This window comes from Rhodococcus sp. P4_F5, assembly GCF_056401315.1.
The window spans coordinates 1-22,890 of sequence record NZ_JBFUJP010000051.1 but is presented as its reverse complement, the minus strand read 5'-3'; the positions used below and the strand labels follow the sequence as shown (position 1 = coordinate 22,890).

General features: G+C 68.1%; 25 protein-coding genes and 4 tRNA genes. 27 read left to right on the top strand and 2 right to left on the bottom strand.

Features of this window, described 5'->3' with window-relative positions; translation table 11 throughout:
- From AC1DU4_RS18690 to AC1DU4_RS18665, 6 genes are all read left to right on the top strand, one after another.
- Complete coding sequence (locus AC1DU4_RS18690) at positions 1–432, top strand: DUF3592 domain-containing protein (protein ID WP_477842269.1); 432 nt, start codon at positions 1–3, stop codon at positions 430–432.
- A gap of 87 nt (positions 433–519) precedes the next feature.
- Positions 520–1,692 (top strand): glycosyltransferase family 4 protein, encoded by a 1,173-nt coding sequence (locus AC1DU4_RS18685; RefSeq protein WP_477842267.1) that lies wholly within the window; start codon positions 520–522, stop codon positions 1,690–1,692.
- 35 nt (positions 1,693–1,727) lie between these two features.
- Entirely contained in the window at positions 1,728–2,426 is a 699-nt protein-coding gene (locus tag AC1DU4_RS18680) for a demethylmenaquinone methyltransferase (RefSeq protein WP_477842265.1), read from the top strand.
- A 162-nt stretch (positions 2,427–2,588) separates the two neighbouring features.
- The gene (locus tag AC1DU4_RS18675) at positions 2,589–4,946 is read left to right on the top strand and encodes an ATP-binding protein (RefSeq protein WP_477842264.1); all 2,358 of its coding nucleotides are present in this window, start codon (positions 2,589–2,591) and stop codon (positions 4,944–4,946) included.
- A gap of 309 nt (positions 4,947–5,255) precedes the next feature.
- Entirely contained in the window at positions 5,256–6,092 is an 837-nt protein-coding gene (locus AC1DU4_RS18670; RefSeq protein ID WP_477842262.1) for an alpha/beta fold hydrolase, read from the top strand.
- Positions 6,089–6,460 (top strand): Zn-ribbon domain-containing OB-fold protein, encoded by a 372-nt coding sequence (locus tag AC1DU4_RS18665; protein ID WP_477842260.1) that lies wholly within the window; start codon positions 6,089–6,091, stop codon positions 6,458–6,460. Before AC1DU4_RS18670 ends, AC1DU4_RS18665 begins: the two co-directional genes overlap by 4 nt.
- A gap of 54 nt (positions 6,461–6,514) precedes the next feature.
- Here AC1DU4_RS18665 and AC1DU4_RS18660 read toward each other — a convergent pair whose 3' ends face one another.
- Positions 6,515–7,741: a geranylgeranyl reductase family protein gene (locus AC1DU4_RS18660; RefSeq protein WP_477842291.1), complete on the bottom strand. Its 1,227-nt coding sequence runs from the start codon at positions 7,739–7,741 to the stop codon at positions 6,515–6,517.
- A 222-nt stretch (positions 7,742–7,963) separates the two neighbouring features.
- Here AC1DU4_RS18660 and AC1DU4_RS18655 point away from each other — a divergent pair, with 222 nt between their 5' ends.
- Together AC1DU4_RS18655 and htpX are read left to right on the top strand one after the other, a co-directional pair.
- Positions 7,964–8,995, top strand: coding sequence for a polyprenyl synthetase family protein (locus AC1DU4_RS18655; RefSeq protein ID WP_072842695.1), 1,032 nt, complete (start codon positions 7,964–7,966; stop codon positions 8,993–8,995).
- A 99-nt stretch (positions 8,996–9,094) separates the two neighbouring features.
- Complete coding sequence (gene htpX, locus AC1DU4_RS18650) at positions 9,095–9,967, top strand: zinc metalloprotease HtpX (RefSeq protein ID WP_477842257.1); 873 nt, start codon at positions 9,095–9,097, stop codon at positions 9,965–9,967.
- 84 nt (positions 9,968–10,051) lie between these two features.
- On the opposite strand, the gene AC1DU4_RS18645 is transcribed toward htpX, so the two are convergent.
- Complete coding sequence (locus AC1DU4_RS18645; protein WP_477842255.1) at positions 10,052–10,543, bottom strand: YajQ family cyclic di-GMP-binding protein; 492 nt, start codon at positions 10,541–10,543, stop codon at positions 10,052–10,054.
- Positions 10,544–10,711: 168 nt separating this feature from the next.
- Here AC1DU4_RS18645 and AC1DU4_RS18640 point away from each other — a divergent pair.
- The 19 genes from AC1DU4_RS18640 to AC1DU4_RS18550 all read left to right on the top strand — a co-directional run.
- Positions 10,712–10,794 (top strand) — tRNA-Tyr (locus AC1DU4_RS18640).
- 147 nt (positions 10,795–10,941) lie between these two features.
- Positions 10,942–11,014 (top strand) — tRNA-Thr (locus AC1DU4_RS18635).
- 41 nt (positions 11,015–11,055) lie between these two features.
- Positions 11,056–11,128: transfer RNA gene (locus AC1DU4_RS18630), tRNA-Met, on the top strand.
- Positions 11,129–11,194: 66 nt separating this feature from the next.
- Positions 11,195–11,359, top strand: a complete 165-nt coding sequence (gene rpmG, locus AC1DU4_RS18625; protein WP_072842698.1) for a 50S ribosomal protein L33 — start codon at positions 11,195–11,197, stop codon at positions 11,357–11,359.
- Positions 11,360–11,518: 159 nt separating this feature from the next.
- Complete coding sequence (gene hadA, locus AC1DU4_RS18620) at positions 11,519–11,974, top strand: (3R)-hydroxyacyl-ACP dehydratase subunit HadA (RefSeq protein WP_072842699.1); 456 nt, start codon at positions 11,519–11,521, stop codon at positions 11,972–11,974.
- Positions 11,974–12,402, top strand: coding sequence for a (3R)-hydroxyacyl-ACP dehydratase subunit HadB (gene hadB, locus AC1DU4_RS18615; RefSeq protein WP_072842700.1), 429 nt, complete (start codon positions 11,974–11,976; stop codon positions 12,400–12,402). The genes hadA and hadB overlap by 1 nt, the downstream gene beginning before the upstream one ends.
- Positions 12,403–12,582: 180 nt before the next feature.
- Positions 12,583–12,655, top strand: a tRNA-Trp gene (locus AC1DU4_RS18610).
- A gap of 32 nt (positions 12,656–12,687) precedes the next feature.
- The gene (gene secE, locus AC1DU4_RS18605; RefSeq protein WP_477842252.1) at positions 12,688–13,107 is read left to right on the top strand and encodes a preprotein translocase subunit SecE; all 420 of its coding nucleotides are present in this window, start codon (positions 12,688–12,690) and stop codon (positions 13,105–13,107) included.
- Positions 13,108–13,148: 41 nt separating this feature from the next.
- Positions 13,149–13,985 carry a transcription termination/antitermination protein NusG gene (gene nusG / locus AC1DU4_RS18600; protein ID WP_477842250.1) on the top strand — a complete coding sequence of 279 codons (837 nt, stop codon included), beginning with the start codon at positions 13,149–13,151 and terminating at the stop codon, positions 13,983–13,985.
- A 73-nt stretch (positions 13,986–14,058) separates the two neighbouring features.
- Positions 14,059–14,493, top strand: a complete 435-nt coding sequence (gene rplK, locus AC1DU4_RS18595) for a 50S ribosomal protein L11 (RefSeq protein WP_477842248.1) — start codon at positions 14,059–14,061, stop codon at positions 14,491–14,493.
- A 104-nt stretch (positions 14,494–14,597) separates the two neighbouring features.
- A complete protein-coding gene (rplA, locus tag AC1DU4_RS18590) occupies positions 14,598–15,314 on the top strand; it encodes a 50S ribosomal protein L1 (protein WP_072842704.1) in 717 nt (238 codons plus the stop codon).
- Positions 15,315–15,835: 521 nt separating this feature from the next.
- Positions 15,836–16,396, top strand: coding sequence for a 50S ribosomal protein L10 (gene rplJ, locus AC1DU4_RS18585; protein ID WP_477842246.1), 561 nt, complete (start codon positions 15,836–15,838; stop codon positions 16,394–16,396).
- 78 nt (positions 16,397–16,474) lie between these two features.
- Positions 16,475–16,861, top strand: a complete 387-nt coding sequence (gene rplL, locus AC1DU4_RS18580; RefSeq protein WP_477842244.1) for a 50S ribosomal protein L7/L12 — start codon at positions 16,475–16,477, stop codon at positions 16,859–16,861.
- A gap of 281 nt (positions 16,862–17,142) precedes the next feature.
- Entirely contained in the window at positions 17,143–18,186 is a 1,044-nt protein-coding gene (locus tag AC1DU4_RS18575; RefSeq protein WP_072842707.1) for an ABC transporter ATP-binding protein, read from the top strand.
- A gap of 9 nt (positions 18,187–18,195) precedes the next feature.
- Positions 18,196–18,990: an MlaE family ABC transporter permease gene (locus AC1DU4_RS18570; protein WP_072842708.1), complete on the top strand. Its 795-nt coding sequence runs from the start codon at positions 18,196–18,198 to the stop codon at positions 18,988–18,990.
- Positions 18,991–18,993: 3 nt separating this feature from the next.
- Complete coding sequence (locus AC1DU4_RS18565) at positions 18,994–19,854, top strand: MlaE family ABC transporter permease (RefSeq protein WP_477842241.1); 861 nt, start codon at positions 18,994–18,996, stop codon at positions 19,852–19,854.
- Complete coding sequence (locus AC1DU4_RS18560; RefSeq protein ID WP_477842239.1) at positions 19,851–21,212, top strand: MCE family protein; 1,362 nt, start codon at positions 19,851–19,853, stop codon at positions 21,210–21,212. Before AC1DU4_RS18565 ends, AC1DU4_RS18560 begins: the two co-directional genes overlap by 4 nt.
- Positions 21,209–22,276: an MCE family protein gene (locus AC1DU4_RS18555; RefSeq protein ID WP_477842237.1), complete on the top strand. Its 1,068-nt coding sequence runs from the start codon at positions 21,209–21,211 to the stop codon at positions 22,274–22,276. The genes AC1DU4_RS18560 and AC1DU4_RS18555 overlap by 4 nt, the downstream gene beginning before the upstream one ends.
- Positions 22,273–22,890 (top strand): MlaD family protein (locus AC1DU4_RS18550; RefSeq protein ID WP_477842235.1); only part of this gene is annotated, 618 nt, incomplete at its 3' end. The genes AC1DU4_RS18555 and AC1DU4_RS18550, both read left to right, overlap by 4 nt.

The following is a 22,890-nucleotide window of genomic DNA, read 5'->3' as shown; positions in this document are numbered from 1 at the left end:
ATGAGCGGGAAGGTCGCGCGGCGGGTCCAGGTCGGGGTCCTGGTGGTCGCGATCGGGATCTCCTCGCTCGCGGTGCTGCTGGTGCTGGCGGCCTGGCGCAACGACCACACCATCGCCTCGGACAAGGGCGTCGCGACCGCCGAGGTGCTCTCCGCGGGCGCCCGTCGGTCGGCGATCAGCTTCGTCACCCCGGACGGGGTGACCCACAACCCGAAGCTCGGGGTGCTCTACCCCACCAAGCTGACCGTCGGGCAGCGGATCGACGTCGAGTACGCGAAGTCGGACCCGGACCTGGTGCGGGTGGCCGGCCGCGACGCCCGGGTGGCGCTGGTGCCGGCCGGGTCGGTGATCGTGGTGACCTGGCTGTTGGCCGCGCCCGCGTTGTGGTGGGTCCGGCGCCTCCGGCCGTCCTCCGACGCTGCCGCCGACTGAACGACCCGGCCGACCGTTCGCCGGAACTTCGTCCACCCGTCACGTTCCGCGCCCCCGGCGGACCGCGGCGGCGCCGACACTGACCTGGTGCGAGTAGCCATCGTTGCGGAGTCGTTCCTGCCCAACATGAACGGTGTGACCCACTCGGTGCTGCGGGTCGCCGAGCATCTCGAACGCCGAGGACACGGGACGCTGATCGTCGCTCCGGACACCGTTGCCGGCAGGCCGCCGGCCGCCACCGAACACGACGGGGTGACGGTGCACCGAGTGCCTGCGGTGATGGTCCCCGGAGTCAGCTCGCTGCCGCTCGGCCTGCCGAGCCCGGGCCTGACCGCGGCGCTGCGGGAGTTCGCCCCCGATGTGGTGCACCTGGCCTCGCCGTTCCTGCTCGGGGCCGGGGGTCTGGCCGCCGCCCGCCGCCTCGACGTGCCGGCCGTCGCCGTCTACCAGACCGACGTCGCCGGCTTCGCGCAGAGCTACGGACTGGGCCTGGCCAGCCGGGCGGCGTGGCGCTGGACCCGGCGTCTGCACCGCGGCGCGGCCCGCACCCTGGCCCCGTCGACGGCCGCGGTGGACGCGCTCGTCTCGCACGGTGTGCCGCGGGTGTACCGCTGGGGCAGGGGAGTGGACACCATCCGGTTCGGCCCCTCCCGGCGCAGCGCGGCACTGAGGGCGCAGTGGGGTGTGGCAGGCGGCGGCGTCGACGGGCAGGTGCGGGCCGACCGGATCGTGGTGGGCTTCGTGGRCCGGCTCGCGCCGGAGAAGCATGTGGAGCGACTGGCCGCGTTGGCCGACGATCCGCGACTGCAGTTGGTCGTCGTCGGTGACGGCCCGGAACGGTCGCGCCTGCAGCGACTGTTGCCGACGGCCGTGTTCACCGGCCAACTCGACGGTGCGGAACTCGCCGCGGCGTACGCGAGCCTCGACATCTTCGTCCACCCCGGCGAGCACGAGACCTTCTGTCAGGCGGTCCAGGAGGCGCTGGCCAGCGGCGTGCCGGTGCTGGCCCCGGACGCGGGTGGACCGAGGGATCTGGTCACCGACTGTCACAACGGCTACCTGCTGCGGGTGGACCGGTTCGCCGAACTGCTCCCGGGGGCGGTCGCGGCGCTTCGGGAGAGGGCGGTGCGGGCCCGGTTCGGCGCCGCAGCCCGCCGCTCGGTGCTGCACCGGACCTGGCCCACGGTGTGCGAGGAACTGCTGGGCCACTACGCGGCGGTGCGGGCGGACGCGCGGTTTCCGGTGACCCGCACCGCGTGAGCACCCGTCCCGGCGGGCCTTGTACCGTCAACGGCGTGGCAACAACACACGGTTCCAGGGCCTCGCTCGAGAAGGATCCGCACGAGGTCGCGTCGATGTTCGACGGCGTCGCGAAGCGGTACGACCTGACCAATACGGTGCTCTCGTTCGGGCAGGACCGCAGTTGGCGCAAGGCGACGCGTGCGGCGCTCGACCTCAAGCCGGGGGAGCGGGTGCTGGACCTGGCGGCCGGCACCGGCGTGTCCACCGTCGAGCTCGGTCGTTCCGGCGCGTGGGTGGTGGCCACGGACTTCTCCAAGGGGATGTTGCAGGCCGGCGTCGGCCGCCGGGTGCCGATGGTCGCCGGCGACGCGATGGCCCTGCCGTTCGCGGATGCGGTGTTCGACGCCGCGACCATCTCGTTCGGTCTGCGCAACGTGTCCGACTTCGAGGCCGGTCTGCGGGAGATCGCCCGAGTGACCAAGCCCGGCGGACGGCTGGTGGTCAGTGAGTTCTCCACCCCGACGTTCGGCCCGTTCCGCACGGTCTACATGGAGTACCTGATGAAGGCGTTGCCGATGGTGGCGCGGGCGGTGAGCAGCAACCCCGACGCCTACGTGTATCTCGCGGAGTCGATCCGGGCCTGGCCCACGCAGGAGGAGCTGGCCCTCAAGATCGAGGCGGCCGGCTGGAAGAACGTGAAGTGGCGCAACCTGACCGGCGGAGTCGTGGCGTTGCACCGCGGCGAGCGGTAGCGAGACGCGCGACGTCTCTGCGGCGAGCGGTAGCGAGGCGCATGGTGTTTCTGCGGCAAGCGGTAGCGAGGCGCATGGTGTTTCTGCGGCAAGAGGTGACGAGCGTCACGCGGGCGTAACCTGGCCGTTGGGGGAACCGTTTAGCGCGAGAGTGACGGTCCGATGGCGACAGCTGTCCGAGTCAAGGTCGGTAACCTGCCCCTCGAACTGACCAGCTTCGTCGGCCGCCGCCACGAGGTGGCCGAGGCGAGGCGACTGCTCGCGTCCGCGCGGCTGGTGACGTTGACCGGGATCGGCGGCGTCGGCAAGACCCGGCTGGCGCTGCGCGTCGCCGACGACGCACGACGCTCGTTCGAGGACGGGGTGTGGCTGTGCGAGCTCGGTGAGCTGCACGACGGGGCACTGGCCGCGGACGCCGTCGTCGGCGCGCTCGGGTTCCAGCAGCAGGCCGCGACGACACCCGTCGAGTCGCTGGTTGAGGAGATCGGGGATCGGCGACTGCTGTTGGTGTTGGACAACTGCGAGCACGTGGTGGCGGACGCGGCTGTGCTCGTCGAGATGCTGCTGCGGTCCTGTCGCGAGCTGCGGATCCTGGCCACCAGTCGGGAGGCGCTGGGGATCGGCGGGGAGTCGGTGCTGCGTGTGCCGCCGTTGTCGGTTCCCGATCCGTCCCAGCCGCCGACATTGAAGGGACTACCCGGGTTCGACGCGGTGACGCTGTTCGAGCAGCGGGCCGCCGCCGCCGTGCCGGAGTTCGGGATCAGCGAGGACAACCGGGCTGCGGTCACGGGTATCTGCCAGCAGCTGGACGGTCTCCCGCTGCTCATCGAACTGGCAGCGGTGCGCCTTCGGTCGCTGTCCGCGGAGCAGATCCTTGCCCGGCTGGCCGATCGCTACCGCCTGCTCACCGGCGGCAGTCGCGCGGCCCCGAGCCGGCAGCAGACCCTGCGGCTGTGTATCGACTGGAGCCACGAGCTGTGCACACCGCGCGAACGGGAACTGTGGAGCCGGCTGTCCGTGTTCGACGGCGGATTCGAAATGGACGCGGTGGAGGGGGTCTGTCTCGGTGACCTGCCCGACCGCCTGCACGGCAACGACCTGCACGGTGACGACCTGCTCGACACCCTCGCCTCGCTGGTCGACAAGTCGATCCTGATCAGCGAGCAGCGGGGCACGGTGGTGCGGTTCCGGATACTCGAGACCATCCGCGAGTACGGCCGGGAGCGGTTGGAGGAGGCAGGCGGGGGTGAGGTGCTGCGGCGGCGGCACCGGGACTGGTACGCGGAGTTGGCGGTGCGCGCGGAGGCCGAGTGGATCGGCCCGCGGCAGCTGGAGTGGATCGACCGCCTCTGCAGCGAGCAGCCGAACGTGCGCGCGGCGCTGGACTTCTGTCTCGACGACCCGGAAGCCGGCGAGATCGGCCTGCGGACGGCCGACGCGATGTTCCAGTTCTGGCTGAGCCGGGGCCAGTACGGCGAGGGAAGGCGCTGGCTGGATCGGTTGCTGGCAGCGCAGGGCGGTCGACCCACCCTCGAACGGGTCAGGGCGCTGTACGACGCCAGCGTGCTGGTCGGTATGCAGGGCGACGTCCCCGTGGGCATCGAGCTGGTGCAGGAGGCAATTGAGTTGGCGGGCCGGCGGGGGGACGAGGAGTCTCGGGCGTTCGCCACCTGCGCCGAGGGGAGACTTGCGCTGCGCAGTGGCCGTCTCGCCGATGCGCATGCCGCGTTCGAGGATGCGGCCACCACCTTCCGGTCCCTCGACAACCTGCTCATGGAGATCACCGCGCTACAGGGACTCGCGATGGCCAGCGGTCTGCTCGGCGTCACGGACCAGGCCCTGTCCGCGTGTGAGCGGGTGCTCGCCCTCACCGAGCCTCGCGGCGAGTCCCTCTGCCGGGCGCGGGCGCTGTGGACGCTGGGGCTGGTCCTGTGGGACATGGGTGACGACAACGCCCGGGCCGAGGGACTGGTGCGTGAGGGCCTGCACCACACCCGGATGGCCAGTGATGCGGTCAGCGCCGGCTGGTGCCTGCAGATCCTGGCATGGATCGCCGCGACGGAGCGCCGGTGGGAGCGGGCCGCCGTGCTGATGGGTGCCACCGAGGTGCTGCGCCGGGGACTCGCCGGCCCGACGGTGATCGTCCCCACGCTGCTCGGCCGGCACGACGAGCTGGAGCGGCGGACGCGGCAGGCGCTCGGCGTGCGCGGGTACGACGCGGCGTTCCGCCGGGGTCGTGGCCTGACCCCGGCCGAGGCCTTCGCCTTCGCGCTCGACGAGGACGTCCCGACCACGGCACAGTCCGGTGACGACGCGTCGGTGAGCCTGACGCGCCGGGAGCGGCAGGTTGCGGATCTGGTCGCGCAGGGTCTGACCAACCGCGAGATCGCCGAGAAACTGGTGATCGCGCAGCGCACCGCGCAGGGGCACGTGGAGCACGTCCTGGCCAAGCTGGGCTTCACCTCACGTACGCAGATTGCCGCCTGGATGGTCGAGCAGGGGCAGGCGCGGGGCGCCTGACCTGCAAGGAGAGTCCGTACGCGTCGGGTTCTGCAACCGCAACCAGGTATGTCCCCCGCCAGAAAACAGGTATGTCACCCGTCCGTTCGACCGTGGTCTCGGCGCGTCCCGAAGTGGAGTCTGTAATCGTTCCCAGACCACAAGGATGAGGTTCGCCTGATGTCCCCGATGACCCAGACCGTACCGAGGTGCCGGCCCCGGCCCCACCTGCATCACTGGCACCCCCGTCCGCTGACCGCGGCGGCACTCCCGTCCCCGTCGTCCCCGCCGGTGGCGGAGATCGGGGACGGCGCTGACGCCGAGGATGTCGTGGCTGCCGCCGAGCTCCGCTGGCACGAGGCGCGCGTCGACGGGGAGTCGGTTTCCTACGCGGCCGCCGRCTCGGGACGCACGGTGGTCTTCCTGCACGGCTGGGGACTGACCCACCGCACCTACGGCCGAGCCCTCGAACATCTGGCCGACCGCGGCGTCCGGGTCCTCGCGCCGGCACTGCCGGGCCTCGGYGGCACCCCGGAACTCCCGATGGAGCAGCGGAGCCTGCCCGGCTACGCGCACTGGCTGGGACGGTTCCTGGACGCGGTGGGTGTGGTCGGACCGGTGTCGCTGGTCGGGCACTCCTTCGGCGGCGGGGTGGCAGCCCAGGCCGCTCACGACCTGCCCGGCCGGGTCGAGGGCCTGACCCTGGTGAACTCGGTCGGCGGCGCGGCCTGGTCCGACGGTCCGGCGGGCGTACGCCCGATCGCGGACCGGCCGCTCTGGTACTGGGGCGCCGCGGCGACCGGGGACGCGCTCTCGGTCCCGCCCTCCGCCGCGGGACTCGCGGCGGTCGCGGTGGACGCGCTGCGGAACGTGGTGCGCAGTCCCGGGGCGTTCTGGCGAACCGCGCACCTGGCCCGCACCGCCGACCTGACCAGCGAACTCGACGAACTTGCGGCCCGGGGCCTGCCGGTGACGCTGCTGTGGGGACGCGGCGACACGGTCATCCCGAGGGCCAGTTTCGAGTCGCTGCGCTCGCGTCTGCACCACGCCGTCGTGGTCACGGTGCCGGGCCATCACGGCTGGCTGATCGACGACCCGGCGCGTTTCGGGGACGCGATGGCGGGAGTGCTCGCGACGACCGGTGTCACTGCGGCGGAGACAGCGTGAGTGCCGTGAGCGTCCTGCACCGAAGCGCGATGGCGGCGCCACTGATGATCCTGCGTTGTCGCACCTGCGACGAACTGCTCTCCCCGGACCGGTCGGCGTGCACGAGCTGCGGCGACGACGACCTGGAACGCGTCCGTTCGTCCGGCGCCGGGACGATCGTGTCCTGGACGGTCGTGGACTGCTCCCAGGCGGGCGAGACCGCCGGGCTGGTGCCGTGTGCCCTCGCGATCGTCGCGCTCGACGAGGGGCCCTGGATCTACGCCTGGCTCGACGGCGAGACCACGCCGCCGGGTCCGGGCCGTCGCGCGGTCTTCCGGTGCATCGAATCGGGGGAGCGGTTCCCGCTCTTCGTCACTCGTCGCGTGTAGCGCGCCCGGGCCTGCGGGTCCAGCCGAACGGCCGGGTCCAGCCGAACGGCCGGGTCAGCTGAACGGCGGCCGGGTGTCGATGCGCAGCGAGGCAGTGCCCGCCGCCCGCCACGCCCGCGCGGTCAGGTCCCGGTCGGCCTCCGTCACCAGGTTGCCCATCACCCGGACCGCGACGGTCATCAGCGCCCGCGAGCGCATCGCCACCGGGCCCGACGCGGGCAGCATCCTCGGCACCGTGAGCAGTCCGGCGAGCCGCCGCGCCACGGAGAACGCCTGCCCGTAGTGCTCGCGGAGCAGGGTCGGCCAGAGTTCGGTGAGGTCCGGTTCGCCGAGCACCTCGGCGGCCATCCGCCCGGTCTCGAGTCCGTAGTCGATGCCCTCGCCGTTGAGCGGGTTCACGCAGGCCGCGGCGTCGCCGATGATCATCCAGTTGGCGCCCGCGACACCCGAGACCGCGCCGCCCATCGGCAGCAGCGCGGACGCCACCGACCGCACCGGGCCGTCGAGTTCCCAGTCGGTGCGCCGTTGCCGCGCGTACAGCTCGATCAGCGGCCGGAGCGCGCCCGGCGCGGGCCGTTTGGCGGTGGCCAGCGTGCCGACGCCCAGGTTGACCTCGCCGGTGCCGAGTGGGAACACCCAGCCGTAGCCGGGCTGCACGGTGCCCTCGGCGTCGCGCAGCTCCAGGTGCGAGGTGATCCACTCGTCGGTGCTGCGGCCCGAGTCGACGTAGGCGCGGGCCGCGACACCGAAGGCGGTGTCACGGTGCCACTGCCTGCCGAGCCGCTTGCCGAGGGTGGACCGGACGCCGTCCGCGACGATCAGGCGCCGGCACCGGACGGAGACCGGGCCGCCCGCGGTCTGCAACGTGACCGCCCGGACCCGGCCGCCGTCGAGCGTCACGTCCACGGCCTTGGCGCCCTGCACCATCGCAGCGCCGGAGTCGACGGCGACCCGGCGGATCCGGTCGTCGAGTTCGGTGCGCGGAACGGCGCTGCCGGTGCTGGGCAACGAGCCGCCGGGCCATGGCAGCTGCAGCTCCTGCCCGAACCCGGACAGCCGCAGCCCGCGGTTGACGGTGCGTGCGGCGAGCCAGTCGCCGAGACCGAGCCGGGTGAGCTCCGCGACAGCGCGCGGAGTGAGGCCGTCGCCGCAGGTCTTGTCCCGGGGGAAGGTCGCCGCGTCGACGAGCAGTACGTCGTGACCGGCGCGGGCTGCCCACGCGGCGGCGGCAGACCCGGCCGGACCTGCGCCGACGACCAGTACCTCGGTCTCGGAGGGCACGTCTACACCGCCCGACGAAGGTTCGGCGGACGGGTTCTGGTCGGCAACGGGGGACGTCACGGACGTATCTTCTCAGGCACTGCGTCGGCACCCGGCCGGGCCCCGGTGGGCGGCTCGACGGGGCCGGACGGCCGCGGCGATCGGCCCGGCGGGCCGGGCACCGGCTAGGTTCACTACCGTGACAGGAAAGGCATCGGTTGCTGGTCATCGCGGAGATACAGGATGGGTACTGAGATCGTGAGCACGAGCGAAGCGACAAACACYGTCGTTGCCGGCGTCGACCTGGGCGACCAGGCCCTGGCAGAGTCCGTGCGTCAGGGACTCGTCGACGTCGAGGCCCTGCTGGTCGGGGAGCTGTCCGACGGCGAGGACTTCCTCACCGAGGCGGCGCTGCACCTGGCGAAGGCGGGCGGCAAACGGTTCCGCCCGTTGTTCACCCTGCTGACGGCGCAGCTCGGGCCCAACCCGTCCGATCCGGCGACCGTCACCGCGGCCACCGTCGTCGAGCTCGTGCACCTGGCGACGCTGTACCACGACGACGTGATGGACGAGGCGTCCATGCGCCGCGGGGCGCCGAGCGCCAACGCCCAATGGGGAAACAGCATCGCGATCCTGGCCGGGGACTACCTGTTCGCACACGCCTCCCGGCTGACCTCGACGCTCGGACCGGAGGCAGTGCGCGTCATCGCCGAGACGTTCGCCGAGCTGGTCACCGGGCAGATGCGCGAGACCATCGGCGTCCGCAACCACCAGGACCCGGTCGAGCACTACCTGAAGGTGGTGTGGGAGAAGACGGGGTCGCTGATCGCCGCGTGCGGCCGCTTCGGCGGCACCTTCTCCGGGGCCAGCGCCGAGGACGTCGAGCGGCTCGAGCGGCTCGGCGACGCGGTCGGCACTGCCTTCCAGATCGCCGACGACATCATCGACATCTCCTCGGTGGCCGCACAGTCCGGCAAGACCCCGGGCACCGACCTGCGGGAGGGCGTGCACACCCTGCCGGTGCTGTACGCGCTGCGCGAGCAGGGCCCGGACGCCGACCGGCTGCGGGTGCTGCTCGACGGCCCGGTCACCGACGACGACGCGGTCGACGAGGCGCTCGCCCTCCTGGAGCGGTCGCCGGGCATGGTCGCGGCCAAGGCCAAGCTGCGGGAGTTCGCGGATGCGGCTCAGGTCCAGCTGGCGGAACTGCCCCAGGGACCCGCGAACGAGGCCCTCAAGCGCCTCGTCGATTACACGGTCGAGCGGGTCGGCTGACGGTAGGTTGCACCTTGGTACGGGTCCGCGTTCCGCAGGGAACGAGTCCCGGGGTTCCTTCGTTGATTTCGTGAGAGTTCCACGAGAGAAGAGGCGACGGTGCATCGGTATTCGAACGGGCTGAAGACGGCCGGACTGCTGATCGGCATGTCGGCGCTGATCGTGTTCATCGGGGCGTTGTTCGGAAACCCGACGATCCTGCTCTTCTCGGTGCTGCTGGCCGTCGGCATGAACGCCTACGCGTACTTCAACAGCGACAAGCTGGCGCTCAAGGCCATGCACGCGCAGCCGATCACCGAGGTCGAGGCACCGGTCATCTACAAGATCGTGCGGGAGCTGGCCACCACCGCGCACCAGCCGATGCCCCGGCTCTACATCAGCCCCACCGCGGCGCCGAACGCGTTCGCCACCGGCCGCAACCCGCGCAATGCGGCGGTCTGCTGCACCAGTGGCATCCTGCAGATCCTCGACGAGCGGGAGTTGCGTGCGGTGCTCGGGCACGAGCTCTCACACGTCTACAACCGCGACATCCTGATCTCGTCGGTGGCGGGTGCGATGGCCGCGGTGATCTCCGGCCTCGCCAACATGGCCATGTTCGCGTCGATGTTCGGTGGGCGCGGCGAGAACCGGCCGAACCCGCTCGCGCTGCTGCTGGTCTCGCTGCTCGGCCCGATCGCCGCGTCGGTCGTCAAGATGGCGGTCTCGCGTTCGCGGGAGTACCAGGCCGACCAGTCCGGCGCCGAGCTCTGTGGCGACCCGCTCGCCCTGGCCTCCGCGCTGCGAAAGCTCGAGCGTGGCGTGGCGGCGGCCCCGCTGGCCCCCGAGCCGAAGATCGCGGCGCAGTCGCACATGATGATCGCGAACCCGTTCCGGGCCGGCGACAAGATGAGCCGCATGTTCGCCACCCACCCGCCGATGGCCGAGCGCATCGCCCGGCTCGAAGAGATGGCGGGTCGGCGGTTGCCCGACTGACGACTGACGCAGACAGGTCCGCCCGGATCCCCGAGGGGTCCGGACGGACCTGTCTGCAACCGCCGTGCCGGCGCGTCGGGCGGGCTAGCGGTAGTTGACGAACTGCAGCGCGATGCCGAAGTCCTCACCCTTGAGCAGGGAGATGATCGCCTGCAGGTCGTCACGCTTCTTGCTGCTCACGCGCAGCTCCTCGCCCTGGATCTGCGCCTTGACGCCCTTGGGGCCCTCGTCGCGGATCTTCTTCGAGATCTTCTTCGCGTTCTCGGAGCTGATGCCCTGCACGAGCGTGCCGGTCAGCTTGTAGATCTTCCCGGACTGCGCGGGCTCGCCTGCGTCGAACGCCTTGAGCGAGATGTCCCGCCGGATCAGCTTCTCCTTGAACACCTCGAGGGCCGCGACCAGTCGCTCCTCCGTGTCCGCAGTGATGGTGATGGCCTCCTCGCCGGACCAGTCGATGCTCGCACCGGTGTTGCGGAAGTCGAATCGCGTCGACAGCTCCTTGCCGGCCTGGTGCAGCGCGTTGTCAACTTCCTGCCGGTCAACCTTGCTCACCACATCGAAGGACGAATCCGCCACGACAACTCCTAGTTCTCGAACAACCCCCGGACCCGACGCCGGGGCGTGAGAACCCACGATATCCACCCGGTTTGCATTTACCCTCCCCGGTCGTTGTATTCTTCTCAACGCGTCAGGGAAGACCAGCGGGCCGGCAACGGTCAGCAGGTACTACCCTGGATGACACCAGGCAGGTTGCCCGAGCGGMCAATGGGAGCGGACTGTAAATCCGTCGGCTTATGCCTACGTAGGTTCGAATCCTACACCTGCCACACCTGGGTCCCGGTGAGCGCAAGCTCGCCGGGGCTCGGTGGTTAGACAGTTTGAAAATGGCTCCTCACCAGCCGATTTGGTACTCGGAGCCGAGACTGTGTAACCTCTTGGAGGCTTCAACGCACAGACAAAGTGCAGCGAAGCACGCCCCCTTAGCTCAGTCGGCAGAGCGTTTCCATGGTAAGGAAAAGGTCAACGGTTCGATTCCGTTAGGGGGCTCGCTGGATTGGGTGCCTATTAGACTGGCATCGATGCACCGAGGCGGTGTAGCTCAGTTGGTAGAGCAAACGACTCATAATCGTTGTGTCGCCGGTTCAAGTCCGGCCATCGCTACACAAATGACACAAGGCAACACACCCTGATTGATCCCGATCAGATTCACCCGAAAGAAGGCATACCGTGGCCTCGACTGACGTTCGACCCAAGATCACCTTGGCCTGCGACGTATGCAAGCACCGCAACTACATCACGAAGAAGAACCGGCGCAACGATCCGGATCGCCTCGAGATCAAGAAGTTCTGCCCCAACTGCGGAACGCATCAGGCGCATCGCGAATCCAAGTAGTCTTCATCGCGTGCCCCGCAGATTTCATCGCGGGGCACGCGATTTTTTTTGGGGTGTCGACGCAGGCGCGACGGTGACACCGCGACCCGATCCGATTCTGTCGGGGGTCGCCGGTCACCGTCGCGTTCCTGCGTCCAGTGCAGATAGGGTGCTAATTCGGTGAAACTGACTCCTGATCTCGTTGGCCTGCACCACAGGTTCAGCGACTACTACGAGGTCGGCCGCGAGAAGGTCCGCGAGTACGCGCGTGCAGTCAAGAGCGACGACCCGGCGTACCGGGACGAGTCCGCGGCCGCCGAACTGGGCTACGACGGACTGGTCGCGCCGCTGACCTTCATCTCGGTGTTCGGGTTCCTCGCTCAGGAGGAGTTCTTCAAGGCGATGGAGGTCGAGCTCGACCTCAGCCGCATCCTGCACACCGACCAGCGCCTGGTGTTCCACCGTCCGATCAAGGTCGGTGACCGGCTGTACTGCGACGTGTACGTCGACTCGCTCCGCACGATGGGTGGCAGCGACATCATCGTCACCCGCAATGACATCACCGACCAGAACGGTGAACTGGTGCAGACCACGTACACGACCCTGATGGGCCGGCACGTCGAGGAGGGCGAGTGATGGCGGTACGCACGTTCGGCGAGATCGCGGCCGGCGAGGAGTTGCCGGAGAAGTCCGTCAAGCTCACCCGGTCCGACCTGGTGCAGTACGCGGGTGTGTCCGGTGACCCGAACCCGATCCACTGGGACGACGCCGTCGCACAGGCGGTCGGCCTGCCGACCGCGGTCGCGCACGGCATGCTCACCATGGGCATCGGGGCCGGCTACGTGACCGAGTGGGTCGGCGACCCCGGCGCCGTCGTCGAGTACAACGTGCGCTTCACCAGCCCCGTTTTCGTGCCCAACGACGGCGTTGGCGCGGAGATCCTCCTGACGGGTAAGGTTCGTTCGGTAGATGACGACACGCAGACAGCCGTCATTGCTATCGTGGCTAAGGTAGACGAGAAGAAGATCTTCGGACGGGCCACTGCGACCGTGCGATTTGGCTGAGTATCCAGCCGATTGGGTTGTTCGGCTACCGTGAAGTACACTGAGATTTCTGGGATTACTCAGCACTGCGCGCTGCCCTACGGTGCCGGTTCGGGCCGATGAGGGTGGCGCGCGCGTTGTGTGGTCACAGAGTGGTTGACCGGTTCGGATCGTGAAGATTCGAATGCGCCGGCCAACCAAAGGGGCGTAGCTCAACTGGCAGAGCAGCGGTCTCCAAAACCGCAGGTTGCAGGTTCAAGTCCTGTCGCCCCTGCCCTGGATGCCAGCAACTGAGAGGATCTACGGGTGAGCGAAGATCGCGGAAAGGCCGATAGTGCGGCGGGGTCCTCGGACCGCGAAGCCAGTGTCGACGCGAACGCTCACGCACCGGAGACCTCGAAGCCGACTGGTAAGCGTCCGGGACGACGTAGCCGCGCCGCAGGCGCAGCAACGGACACCGTCGCCGTGACGACCGGCTCCGCGGCCGCGGGCAAGCCCGCCGCGAAGAAGTCGAAGGCTGACGCACCGCGCAAGGAGAATCTCTTCAAGCGCCTGCGTAAGTTCCTGCGCGAGGTCATGTCGGAGCTCCGCAAGGTGATCTGGCCGAACCGCAAGCAGATGATCACCTACACCACGATTGTCCTGGTCTTCGTCTCCTTCATGGTGGCGTATGTCTTCGGATTGGACCTGGCGTTCATCAGGGGCGTCAGGTGGCTGTTCGGCTGACCCCGGACACAGAAATGCAATGAGAGGAAGCGAGTGCGCCAGTGAGCACCCCCGAGAACGACGCAATTGAGGCCGCAGCGCAAGAGCATGTAGCCGATGACGCGGTCGCTGCGGAGTCCGCTGGCAGCGCAGTCGCCGACGACCTGGTTGTCGACGAGAACGCTGACGACGTGGTCGTCGACGAGAACGCCGACGACGAGGGCGCTCCCGAGTCCGACGATGCGGCAGCCGACGAGGCCCCCGCGGTCGAGGAGGAGCCCGTCGACCCCGTCGCCGAGATGAAGGCCGCGCTCCGGCGCGCCCCGGGCGACTGGTACGTCATCCACTCCTACGCCGGCTACGAGAACAAGGTCAAGGCCAACCTCGAGACCCGCGTCCAGAACCTCGACGTCGGTGACTACATCTTCCAGGTGGAGGTTCCCACCGAAGAGGTCACCGAGATCAAGAACGGCCAGCGCAAGCAGGTCAACCGCAAGGTCCTGCCGGGCTACATCCTGGTGCGCATGGAGCTGAACGACGAGTCCTGGGGCGCGGTGCGCAACACCCCCGGTGTCACCGGGTTCGTCGGCGCCACCTCGCGGCCCTCGCCGCTGACCATCAACGAGGTCGTCAAGTTCCTGATGCCGCAGCAGGGCGCGAAGAAGCCCGCCGCGGCCGCCGTCGCCGCCGGCGACACCTCCGGTGCCGCTGCCAAGCCGCTCATCGAGGTCGACTTCGAGATCGGCGAGTCGGTCACCGTCATGGACGGCCCGTTCGCCACGCTGCCCGCCTCCATCAGCGAGGTCAACGCGGAGCAGCAGAAGCTCAAGGTCCTGGTTTCGATCTTCGGTCGCGAGACCCCGGTCGAGCTGTCCTTCACCCAGGTCTCGAAGATCTGACGGGTTCGAAGGTCGCGCCCCACACACTTGCACTGCAGCAAGAAACACAACCAGCAAGAAATTAGGAACGAAGATGCCCCCCAAGAAGAAGAAGCTCGCAGGGCTCATCAAGCTCCAGATCCAGGCCGGTCAGGCTAACCCTGCCCCGCCCGTGGGTCCCGCGCTTGGTCAGCACGGCGTGAACATCATGGAGTTCTGCAAGGCCTACAACGCGGCGACCGAGTCGCAGCGCGGCAATGTGATCCCCGTGGAGATTTCCGTCTACGAGGACCGGACCTTCGACTTCAAGTTGAAGACCCCTCCGGCCGCCAAGCTGCTGCTCAAGGCCGCTGGTGTGCAGAAGGGCTCCGGCGAGCCGCACAAGACCAAGGTCGCCACGGTGACCATGGACCAGGTGCGCGAGATCGCGAAGACCAAGGCTGAAGACCTCAACGCGAACGACATCGACCAGGCCGCGAAGATCATCGCCGGCACCGCCCGCTCCATGGGCATCACGGTCGAAGGTTAAGAACTCCAGCACGCGTGGGAGGGCCTGCCAGGCCCGCTACCACAACTGAACCATTCACCACTGCAGTCGGTCACACACTGTGGTGAGAAGTTAGGACAGAACAAATGGCAAAGCGCAGCAAGGCGTACCTCGCCGCCGCCGAGAAGGTCGACCCGAACAAGCTTTACAGCCCGCTGCAGGCTACGAAGCTTGCGAAGGAGACCTCTTCGTCGAAGATGGACGCGACCGTCGAGGTCGCCGTTCGCCTGGGCGTCGATCCCCGCAAGGCGGACCAGATGGTCCGTGGCACCGTCAACCTCCCGCACGGCACCGGTAAGACCGCCCGTGTGATCGTGTTCGCCGTCGGCGAGAAGGCCGCCGAGGCCGAGGCCGCCGGTGCCGACGCAGTCGGTGCCGAGGACCTGATCGAGCGCATCCAGGGCGGTTGGCTGGACTTCGACGCCGCGATCGCCACTCCCGATCAGATGGCCAAGGTCGGCCGCATCGCCCGCGTCCTCGGACCGCGTGGCCTGATGCCGAACCCGAAGACGGGCACCGTCACGGCCGACGTGACCAAGGCTGTCAACGAGATCAAGGGCGGAAAGATCAACTTCCGCGTCGACAAGCAGGCCAACCTGCACTTCGTGATCGGCAAGGCGTCCTTCGACGACGCCCAGCTGGTGGAGAACTACGGCGCCGCACTGGACGAGATCCTGCGTGCGAAGCCGTCCTCCGCGAAGGGCCGGTACGTCAAGAAGGTCACCGTTTCGACCACCACCGGACCGGGCATCCCGGTGGATCCGAACCGGACCCGCAACCTCCTCGAGGATGCTGCCGAGTAAGTCTCGACATTTCGCCAAGGGCCGGTGGGGTTTCTCCCCACCGGCCCTTCTGGCTTTGTCAGGGCCCGTCGGCCACTACGGGGCGGTCGGAGCGGCGCGTGTCGTCCCAGCCCGGCACCTCGTCCCGGCCCGGCAACGGCCCGGCCCCGGTACCGCCGGCGCTTCGTCACCGCCGATCGTGAGGTGCCTCACATCGGGGCCCGATGGCACCCGGCCGTTTTGGAGTTCGGTTGCGGCGTCGGGTACCGTGACCCGAAGAGTTCGAGAGCTATTTCGAGTTCACCCCAAGAAGTTCTACCCAAGACCGTTGGTCATCGGTGCCGCTCGCGGCATCGGTTGAAGGTTCGGGACATGCCCGACGACCCACGCAGGAGGACGAGGTAGGGGAGTGAGTGTCCGGCGCAAGCCGGTGCGGATCTCCTCGTGTACGCCCCGTGTGCCCTGCACCGGGGCGTTTTGCATGTTGTGGCCACGCCTGCACGGCAGGCGCACCAACACGATGTCACGAGAGGAGGCGAAGTATGGCAAAGCCCGAAAAGGTCACCGCGATCGCGGAGATCACTGAGCAGTTCAAGGGTTCGACTGCCGCCGTGATCACGGAATACCGTGGTCTGTCGGTGACCAGTCTGACGCAGCTGCGTCGTGCGCTCGGAGCAGGCGCTACCTACTCCGTCGCCAAGAACACCCTGGTCAAGCGTGCCGCCGCTGAGGCGGGCGTCGAGGGCCTTGACGACCTGTTCGTCGGACCGACCGCCATTGCATTCATCAAGGGCGAGCCGGTCGACGCTGCGAAGGCCATTAAGGCCTTCGCGAAGGACAACAAGGCGCTCGTCATCAAGGGCGGCTACATGGACGGCGCTGCGCTGTCCGTGGACGAGGTCAACAGGATCGCGGACCTCGAGTCCCGCGAGATCCTGCTGGCCAAGCTTGCCGGCGCAATGAAGGGCAACTTGGCAAAGGCCGCTGGCCTGTTCAACGCCCCCGCATCGCAGATGGCCCGTCTGGCCGCCGCGCTGCAGGAGAAGAAGGCAGCCGAAGGCGGAGCTGTCGAAGCTCCCGCCGAGGCTGCTGCCGAAAGCTGATCCGCACCCGCGCATCACTGCTGCAAACCCGCCCGGTCGCGGATCAGCGACATGGGACTTACAGGAAGGACCGCCATCATGGCGAAGCTCACCACCGAAGAGTTGCTGGACCAGTTCAAGGAGCTCACCCTCCTCGAGCTCTCTGAGTTCGTGAAGGCGTTCGAGGAGACCTTCGAGGTCACCGCCGCTGCGCCGGTCGCCGTTGCCGTTGCCGGTGCCCCGGCCGCCGGTGCCGAGGCCGCTGAGGAGCAGGACGAGTTCGACGTCGTCCTCGAGTCGGCTGGCGACAAGAAGATCCAGGTCATCAAGGTCGTCCGTGAGGTCGTCTCCGGTCTGGGTCTGAAGGAGGCCAAGGACCTCGTCGAGGGCGCGCCGAAGGCCATCCTGGAGAAGGTTGCCAAGGATGCCGCTGAGGCCGCCAAGGAGAAGCTCGAGGCTGCCGGCGCCACCATCACCGTCAAGTAAGACGGTTTTGTAGCGCCTTGGTTCCAAGGCTTTGAAGAGGGCCGTTCCCCGTTCGTCGGGGAGCGGCCCTCTTTTGTCGTCTCGGTTGGCGTACCGCCTGTTGACGCTACGTCAACAGAGCGCCGTTTCGCCGGCCGGCGCCGCGGGTCCGTCGAAACGACGGTCTTGTGGGGTGACCTTACTCATGAGTAGTATCGCGAGTCTTGGTTGCCACATCGATGCGATACAGTGACCCAACCCACAATGGGTCCGGTGTGCCGAAATAAGCGTGGAGGTTAGCGGTGGGAGTAGAGGTCTCGGTCGAGGGGCTTACCAAGTCCTTTGGAACTCAGAAGATCTGGCAGGACGTCTCGTTGACGTTGCCGGCCGGTGAGGTCAGCGCGCTGCTGGGTCCCTCCGGTACCGGTAAGTCGGTCTTCCTGAAGTCGCTGATCGGTCTGCTCCGGCCGGAAGAGGGCTCGATTGTCATCGACGGCACGGACATCCTCCAGTGCAGTTCGAAGGAGCTCTACGAGATCCGGAAGATGTTCGGCGTCCTGTTCCAGGACGGCGCGCTGTTCGGGTCGATGAACCTGTTCGACAACGTCGCCTTCCCGCTGCGTGAGCACACGAGGAAGTCCGAGTCCGAGATCCGCAAGATCGTCATGGAGAAGCTGGACCTCAACGGCCTGATCGGCGCCGAGACGAAGCTCCCCGGCGAGATCTCCGGTGGTATGCGCAAGCGCGCCGGCCTGGCGAGGGCGTTGGTCCTCGATCCGGAGATCATCCTGGTCGACGAGCCGGACTCCGGCCTGGACCCGGTCCGCACCACCTACCTCTCGCAGCTGTTGATCGACATCAACGCGCAGATCGACGCGACGATTCTGATCGTCACGCACAACATCAACCTGGCCCGGACGGTGCCCGACAACCTCGGCATGCTCTTCCGCAAGCACCTGGTGATGTTCGGCCCCCGCGAGGTGCTGCTGACCAGTGAGGAGCCGGTGGTCAAGCAGTTCCTCAACGGCAGCAAGATCGGCCCCATCGGCATGTCGGAGGAGAAGGACGACGCGCAGATGGCCCAGGAGCAGGCCCTCGTCGACGCCGGTCACCACCACGGCGGCACCGAGGACGTCAGCGGCGTGGTCCGCCAGATGCAGGCGACCCCCGGGCTCCCTGTTCGCCAGGCCGTCGGCCGTCGGCAGGCGCGCGTGCGGGAGATCCTGCACACGCTGCCGCCCGAGGCGCAGCAGGAGATCCTGGTGAGCCTGAACGAGGACCAGACCGTGGTGATGCCCGCGTACGACGGCTACGGCGCGCAGTCGCCGGCCGGGTACAACGGGTAGCACGCATCGATGGGGGGAACCACGAGCCGGCTGCTCGGACCGATCGCAGCCGCGCTGACTCAGGCCGGTCTGATTGTCCAGCTTTTCATCGACGTCGTCCGTAATCTCTTCCGCCGTCCGTTCCAGTTCCGCGAGTTCATCGAGCAGGCCTGGTTCATCGCGAGCGTGACGATCCTGCCGACAGCACTCGTGGCGATCCCGTTCGGCGCGGTGGTCTCGCTGCAGACGGGTTCCCTGATCAAGCAACTCGGTGCGGAGTCGTTCACCGGTGCGGCCAGCGTGCTGGCGGTGATCCAGCAGGGCAGTCCGATCGTGACCGCGCTGCTGATCGCCGGCGCCGCCGGTTCCGCGGTGACGGCCGACCTCGGTTCCCGGACCATTCGCGAGGAGATCGACGCGATGGAGGTGCTGGGCATCAATCCGGTCCAGCGTCTCGTGGTGCCCCGTGTGCTCGCGATGGTGCTGGTCGCGGTGCTGCTCAACGGCCTGGTGTCGGTGGTCGGCATCGCGGGTGGTTACTTCTTCAACGTGATCCTGCAGGGCGGCACGCCCGGCGCGTACCTGGCGTCGTTCTCGGCCCTCGCGCAGCTGCCGGACCTGTACATCGCCGAGGCCAAGGCCGCGATCTTCGGTGTGATCGCCGGCATCGTCGCCGCCTACAAGGGTTTGCACCCGAACCCCGGCCCGAAGGGAGTCGGGGAGGCCGTCAACCAGACGGTTGTCATCACCTTCCTGCTGCTCTTCTTTGCGAACCTGATCCTGACCATGGTGTACCTGCAGGTCGTTCCTGCAAAGGGGGGCTGACCCATGACCATCGCGAAGGGCCGTGGTGACCGCACGCTGATGCGCGTGCGCCGGGCCGGGCGCGCGCCGCTCAACGTCCTCGACCGGGCCGGCGACCAGATGTCGTTCTACGGCCGGGCGATCGGCTGGATCCCGAAGACCGCCACGCACTACAGCCGCGAGGTGCTCCGACTTCTCGCCGAGGTGACCTTCGGCAGTGGCGCGCTGGCGGTGATCGGCGGCACCATCGGCGTGATCGTGATGATGTCCGGGTTCACCGGCGTCGTCGTCGGCCTGCAGGGTTACGCCGCGCTGGACCAGTTGGGCAGCTCCGTACTCACCGGCTTCCTGTCCGCGTACGTCAACACCCGCGAGATCGCACCGATCGTGGCGGCGCTGRCCCTCTCCGCGACAGTCGGTTGTGGGTTCACGGCGCAGTTGGGAGCGATGCGGATCTCGGAGGAGATCGACGCCCTCGAGGTGATGGCGGTGCCCAGCATCCCGTTCCTGGTCACCACCCGGATGATCGCCGGATTCGTCGCGGTGATCCCGCTGTACATCGTCGGCCTGCTGGCGTCGTACTTCGCGTCCCGGCTCATCAGCACGGTCTTCAACGGGCAGTCGAGTGGCTCCTACGACCACTACTTCAACCTGTTCCTACCGCCGGTCGACGTGTTGTGGTCGTTCGGCAAGGTGCTGGTCTTCGCCTTCGTGCTGATCATGATCCACTGCTACTACGGCTACAACGCCACCGGCGGGCCGGCCGGCGTGGGCGTGGCAGTGGGCCGCGCCGTCCGTACGGCGCTCGTCACGATCGCGGTGCTCGACTTCTTCCTCAGCCTCGCCATCTGGGGCACGACAACCACAGTGAGGGTTGCGGGATGACCAACGGTGGTTCGGTCGTGCGCCGTCGGGTGCTCGGCCTGGTGTTCTTCCTTGTGCTGGCGCTGTTCGTGGCGTTCACGATCGGGATGTACCAGAAGTCCTTCAAGAAGGTCGTCGAGATCAACCTGGTCACCGACACGGTCGGCAACTCGTTGCCCGACCACGCGGACGTGAAGGTGCGCGGCCTGATCGTCGGCGAGGTGCGGTCCGCGTCGACGGAGAACGGCAAGGTGACCTCGGTCCTGGCGATCGATCCGGACAAGGCCGACCTGATCCCGTCGAACACGACCGCGCGGCTGCTGCCGAAGACGTTGTTCGGCGAGCGGTACGTCGCGCTGATCGTGCCGCCGGGGGACACCGCGCCGCCGATCAGCGAGGGCGACACCCTGCAGCAGGACTCGAGCGGTCACGCGGTCGAGATCGGTGAGCTGCTCGACGGGTTGCTCCCGCTGTTGCAGGCCGTGCCCCCCCAGGACCTGGCGAACACGCTGGGCGCGCTGAACCAGGCGCTCAGCGGTCGCGGCCAGGACATCGGTCTGGGCATCGACCGGCTCGAGGAGATCTTCCGGGGCGTCAACACCGAGCTGCCGAACCTGCAGCAGGGTCTGCGTGGTCTCGCGGACTTCTCGCAGACCTACGCCGAGGCCGCGCCCGAACTGGTCAACGCGCTGGACAGCCTGCGCACCACCGGTGCGACCGTGGTCTCGCAGCAGAACCAGATCCGTGCCCTGATGTCGTCGGTGACGGCGACCGCGGGCAGTACGGCGGACTTCCTGGTCACCAACCAGGAATCGCTGATCTCGATCGCGGCCGACTCACGGGAGGCGCTGGAGGTTCTGGCGGACGCCTCGCCGACCTTCGGCTGCATGTTCTCGCAGTTCGTCCCGATCGTGCAGAGCGCGACCGCGATCCTCGGTCTCAACGAGGACGGCAGCCTGCAGGACCATCCCGGTGCCCGCGCGGCGACCGTGTTCGTGAACCCGAAGGGCCGGTACCTGCCCAACCAGGACGAGCCACGGCTGTTCGAGGAGCGCGGCCCCAAGTGCTACACCCCCGCCGCGCCGGGGGAGAAGTTCGGGCAGTACCCGGGCGGGTCGTTCAACGACGGCTCGTACCAGGTGCCCTCGCGCAACCCCGGACCGCAGAACGTGCCCGACATGCCGGCCGCGCAGTACTCGGTGGTGCCCACCGCGGGCGGAGCGCCGACACCGGTCAGCTACACCGGCTCCGCGCTGGAACAGGACACGCTGGCCGTCATCTACGGCGAGGGCACCGGAACCTTGCCGGAGGACGTACCCGGCTGGACGACACTGCTGGGCGCACCGGCACTGAGGGGGACGGAGGTGAGCGTCCGATGAGAGGGCTCGCAGCGCCATTGACCAAGCTCATCGTGTTCGCCGTCGTCACGGTGATCGCGACCGCCATGTTGGCCTTCACCATCGCGAACACCAGCGGTGGCGGCGGCACCAAGTTCAACGCGATCTTCAGCGACGTCGCCTCGCTCAACAAGGGTGACGAGGTGCGGATCGCGGGTGTCCGCGTCGGTCAGGTCGACAAGATCGCCATCGTCAACGAACGCGAGGCCGAGGTCCAGTTCTCGTTGACCGACCGGGACTGGCTGCCCGCCGGGTCCACGGCGACCATCCGCTACCGGAACCTGGTGGGACAGCGCTACATCGCGCTGGAACAGGGCCAGGGGCAGCAGGGGATGAAGCTGACCGCGGGCGAGACCATCCCGCTGGACCACACCAATCCGGCCRTCAACCTGACCACGCTGTTCAACGGCTTCCGTCCGCTGTTCCAGACGCTCAGCGCCGACGACGTGAACAAGCTGTCGTACCAGATCATCCAGGTGTTCCAGGGCGAGAGCGGCACGATCACGGAGCTGGTGCGCAACACCGCCTCGCTGACCAACACCATCGCCGACAAGGACCGGGTGATCGGCGACGTGATCAACAACCTCAACGTCGTGCTCGAGACAGTGAACGAGCACGACGACGAGTTGGGCTCGCTGATCACCAACACCGAGAAGCTCGTCACCGGTCTCGCCAACGAGCGGGAGGTGGTCGGCGGCGCGGTGACGTCGCTGGCCGGCCTCGCCGACGCGACGGCCGACGTGCTCGAGCCGACCCGTCCGTCCATCCAGGGTTCGGTGTCCGCACTGAACACCCTGACGGGCACGTTGAACGCGCAGAGCGACAAGCTGGACAAGATCTTCACGACCCTGCCGGTCAAGTTGGACAAGCTGATCCGGATCGCCAGCTTCGGCTCGTGGTTCCAGTTCTACCTCTGCGGCCTCGACGTGGTCGCCGGCCCGGGTGAGTCGAACTACCTGAACCTGCCGACCGGTTTGCCGACGGTGAACCAGCCCCTGTACACCAACGCCGCGGCGCGGTGCAGCGCAGACGGGAGTGGACAGTGAAGCAACGTCGCAGTCCCGCCACCATCGGGGCGCTGGGCATCGTCGTGGTGCTGCTCGCCACCATGTCCGCCTTCTTTCTCGACGACCTGCCGTTGATCGGCGCAGGCGCCACCTACCGGGCCGAGTTCACGGAGGCCGCGGGCCTCAAGCCGAACAACGAGGTGCGCATCGCCGGTGTCAAGGTAGGCAAGGTCACGGAGGTCTCGCTCGAGGGGGACCGGGTCGAGGTCGCCTTCAAGGTCAAGGACGCCTGGGTCGGTGACCAGACCACGGCATCGATCCAGATCAAGACGATCCTGGGTCAGAAGTACCTGGCGCTGGACCCGCGCGGGTCGTCCACGCTGCGCGCGAGCGACACGATCCCGTTGGAGCGCACCGCCTCCCCGTACGACGTTCTCGACGCGTTCTCCAGCGCGGCGACCACGCTCGGGGAGATCGACACGCCGAAACTCGCCGAGGGCATGCAGACGCTCGCCGACGCCTTCGCCGGCACCCCGGCGGACGTGCGGGCCTCGCTCGACGGCGTCACCCGGTTGTCGAGGACCATCGAGAGCCGGGACCAGGAGTTGAACAAGTTGTTCGGGGCCACCGCGCAGACCACCAAGGTGCTGGCC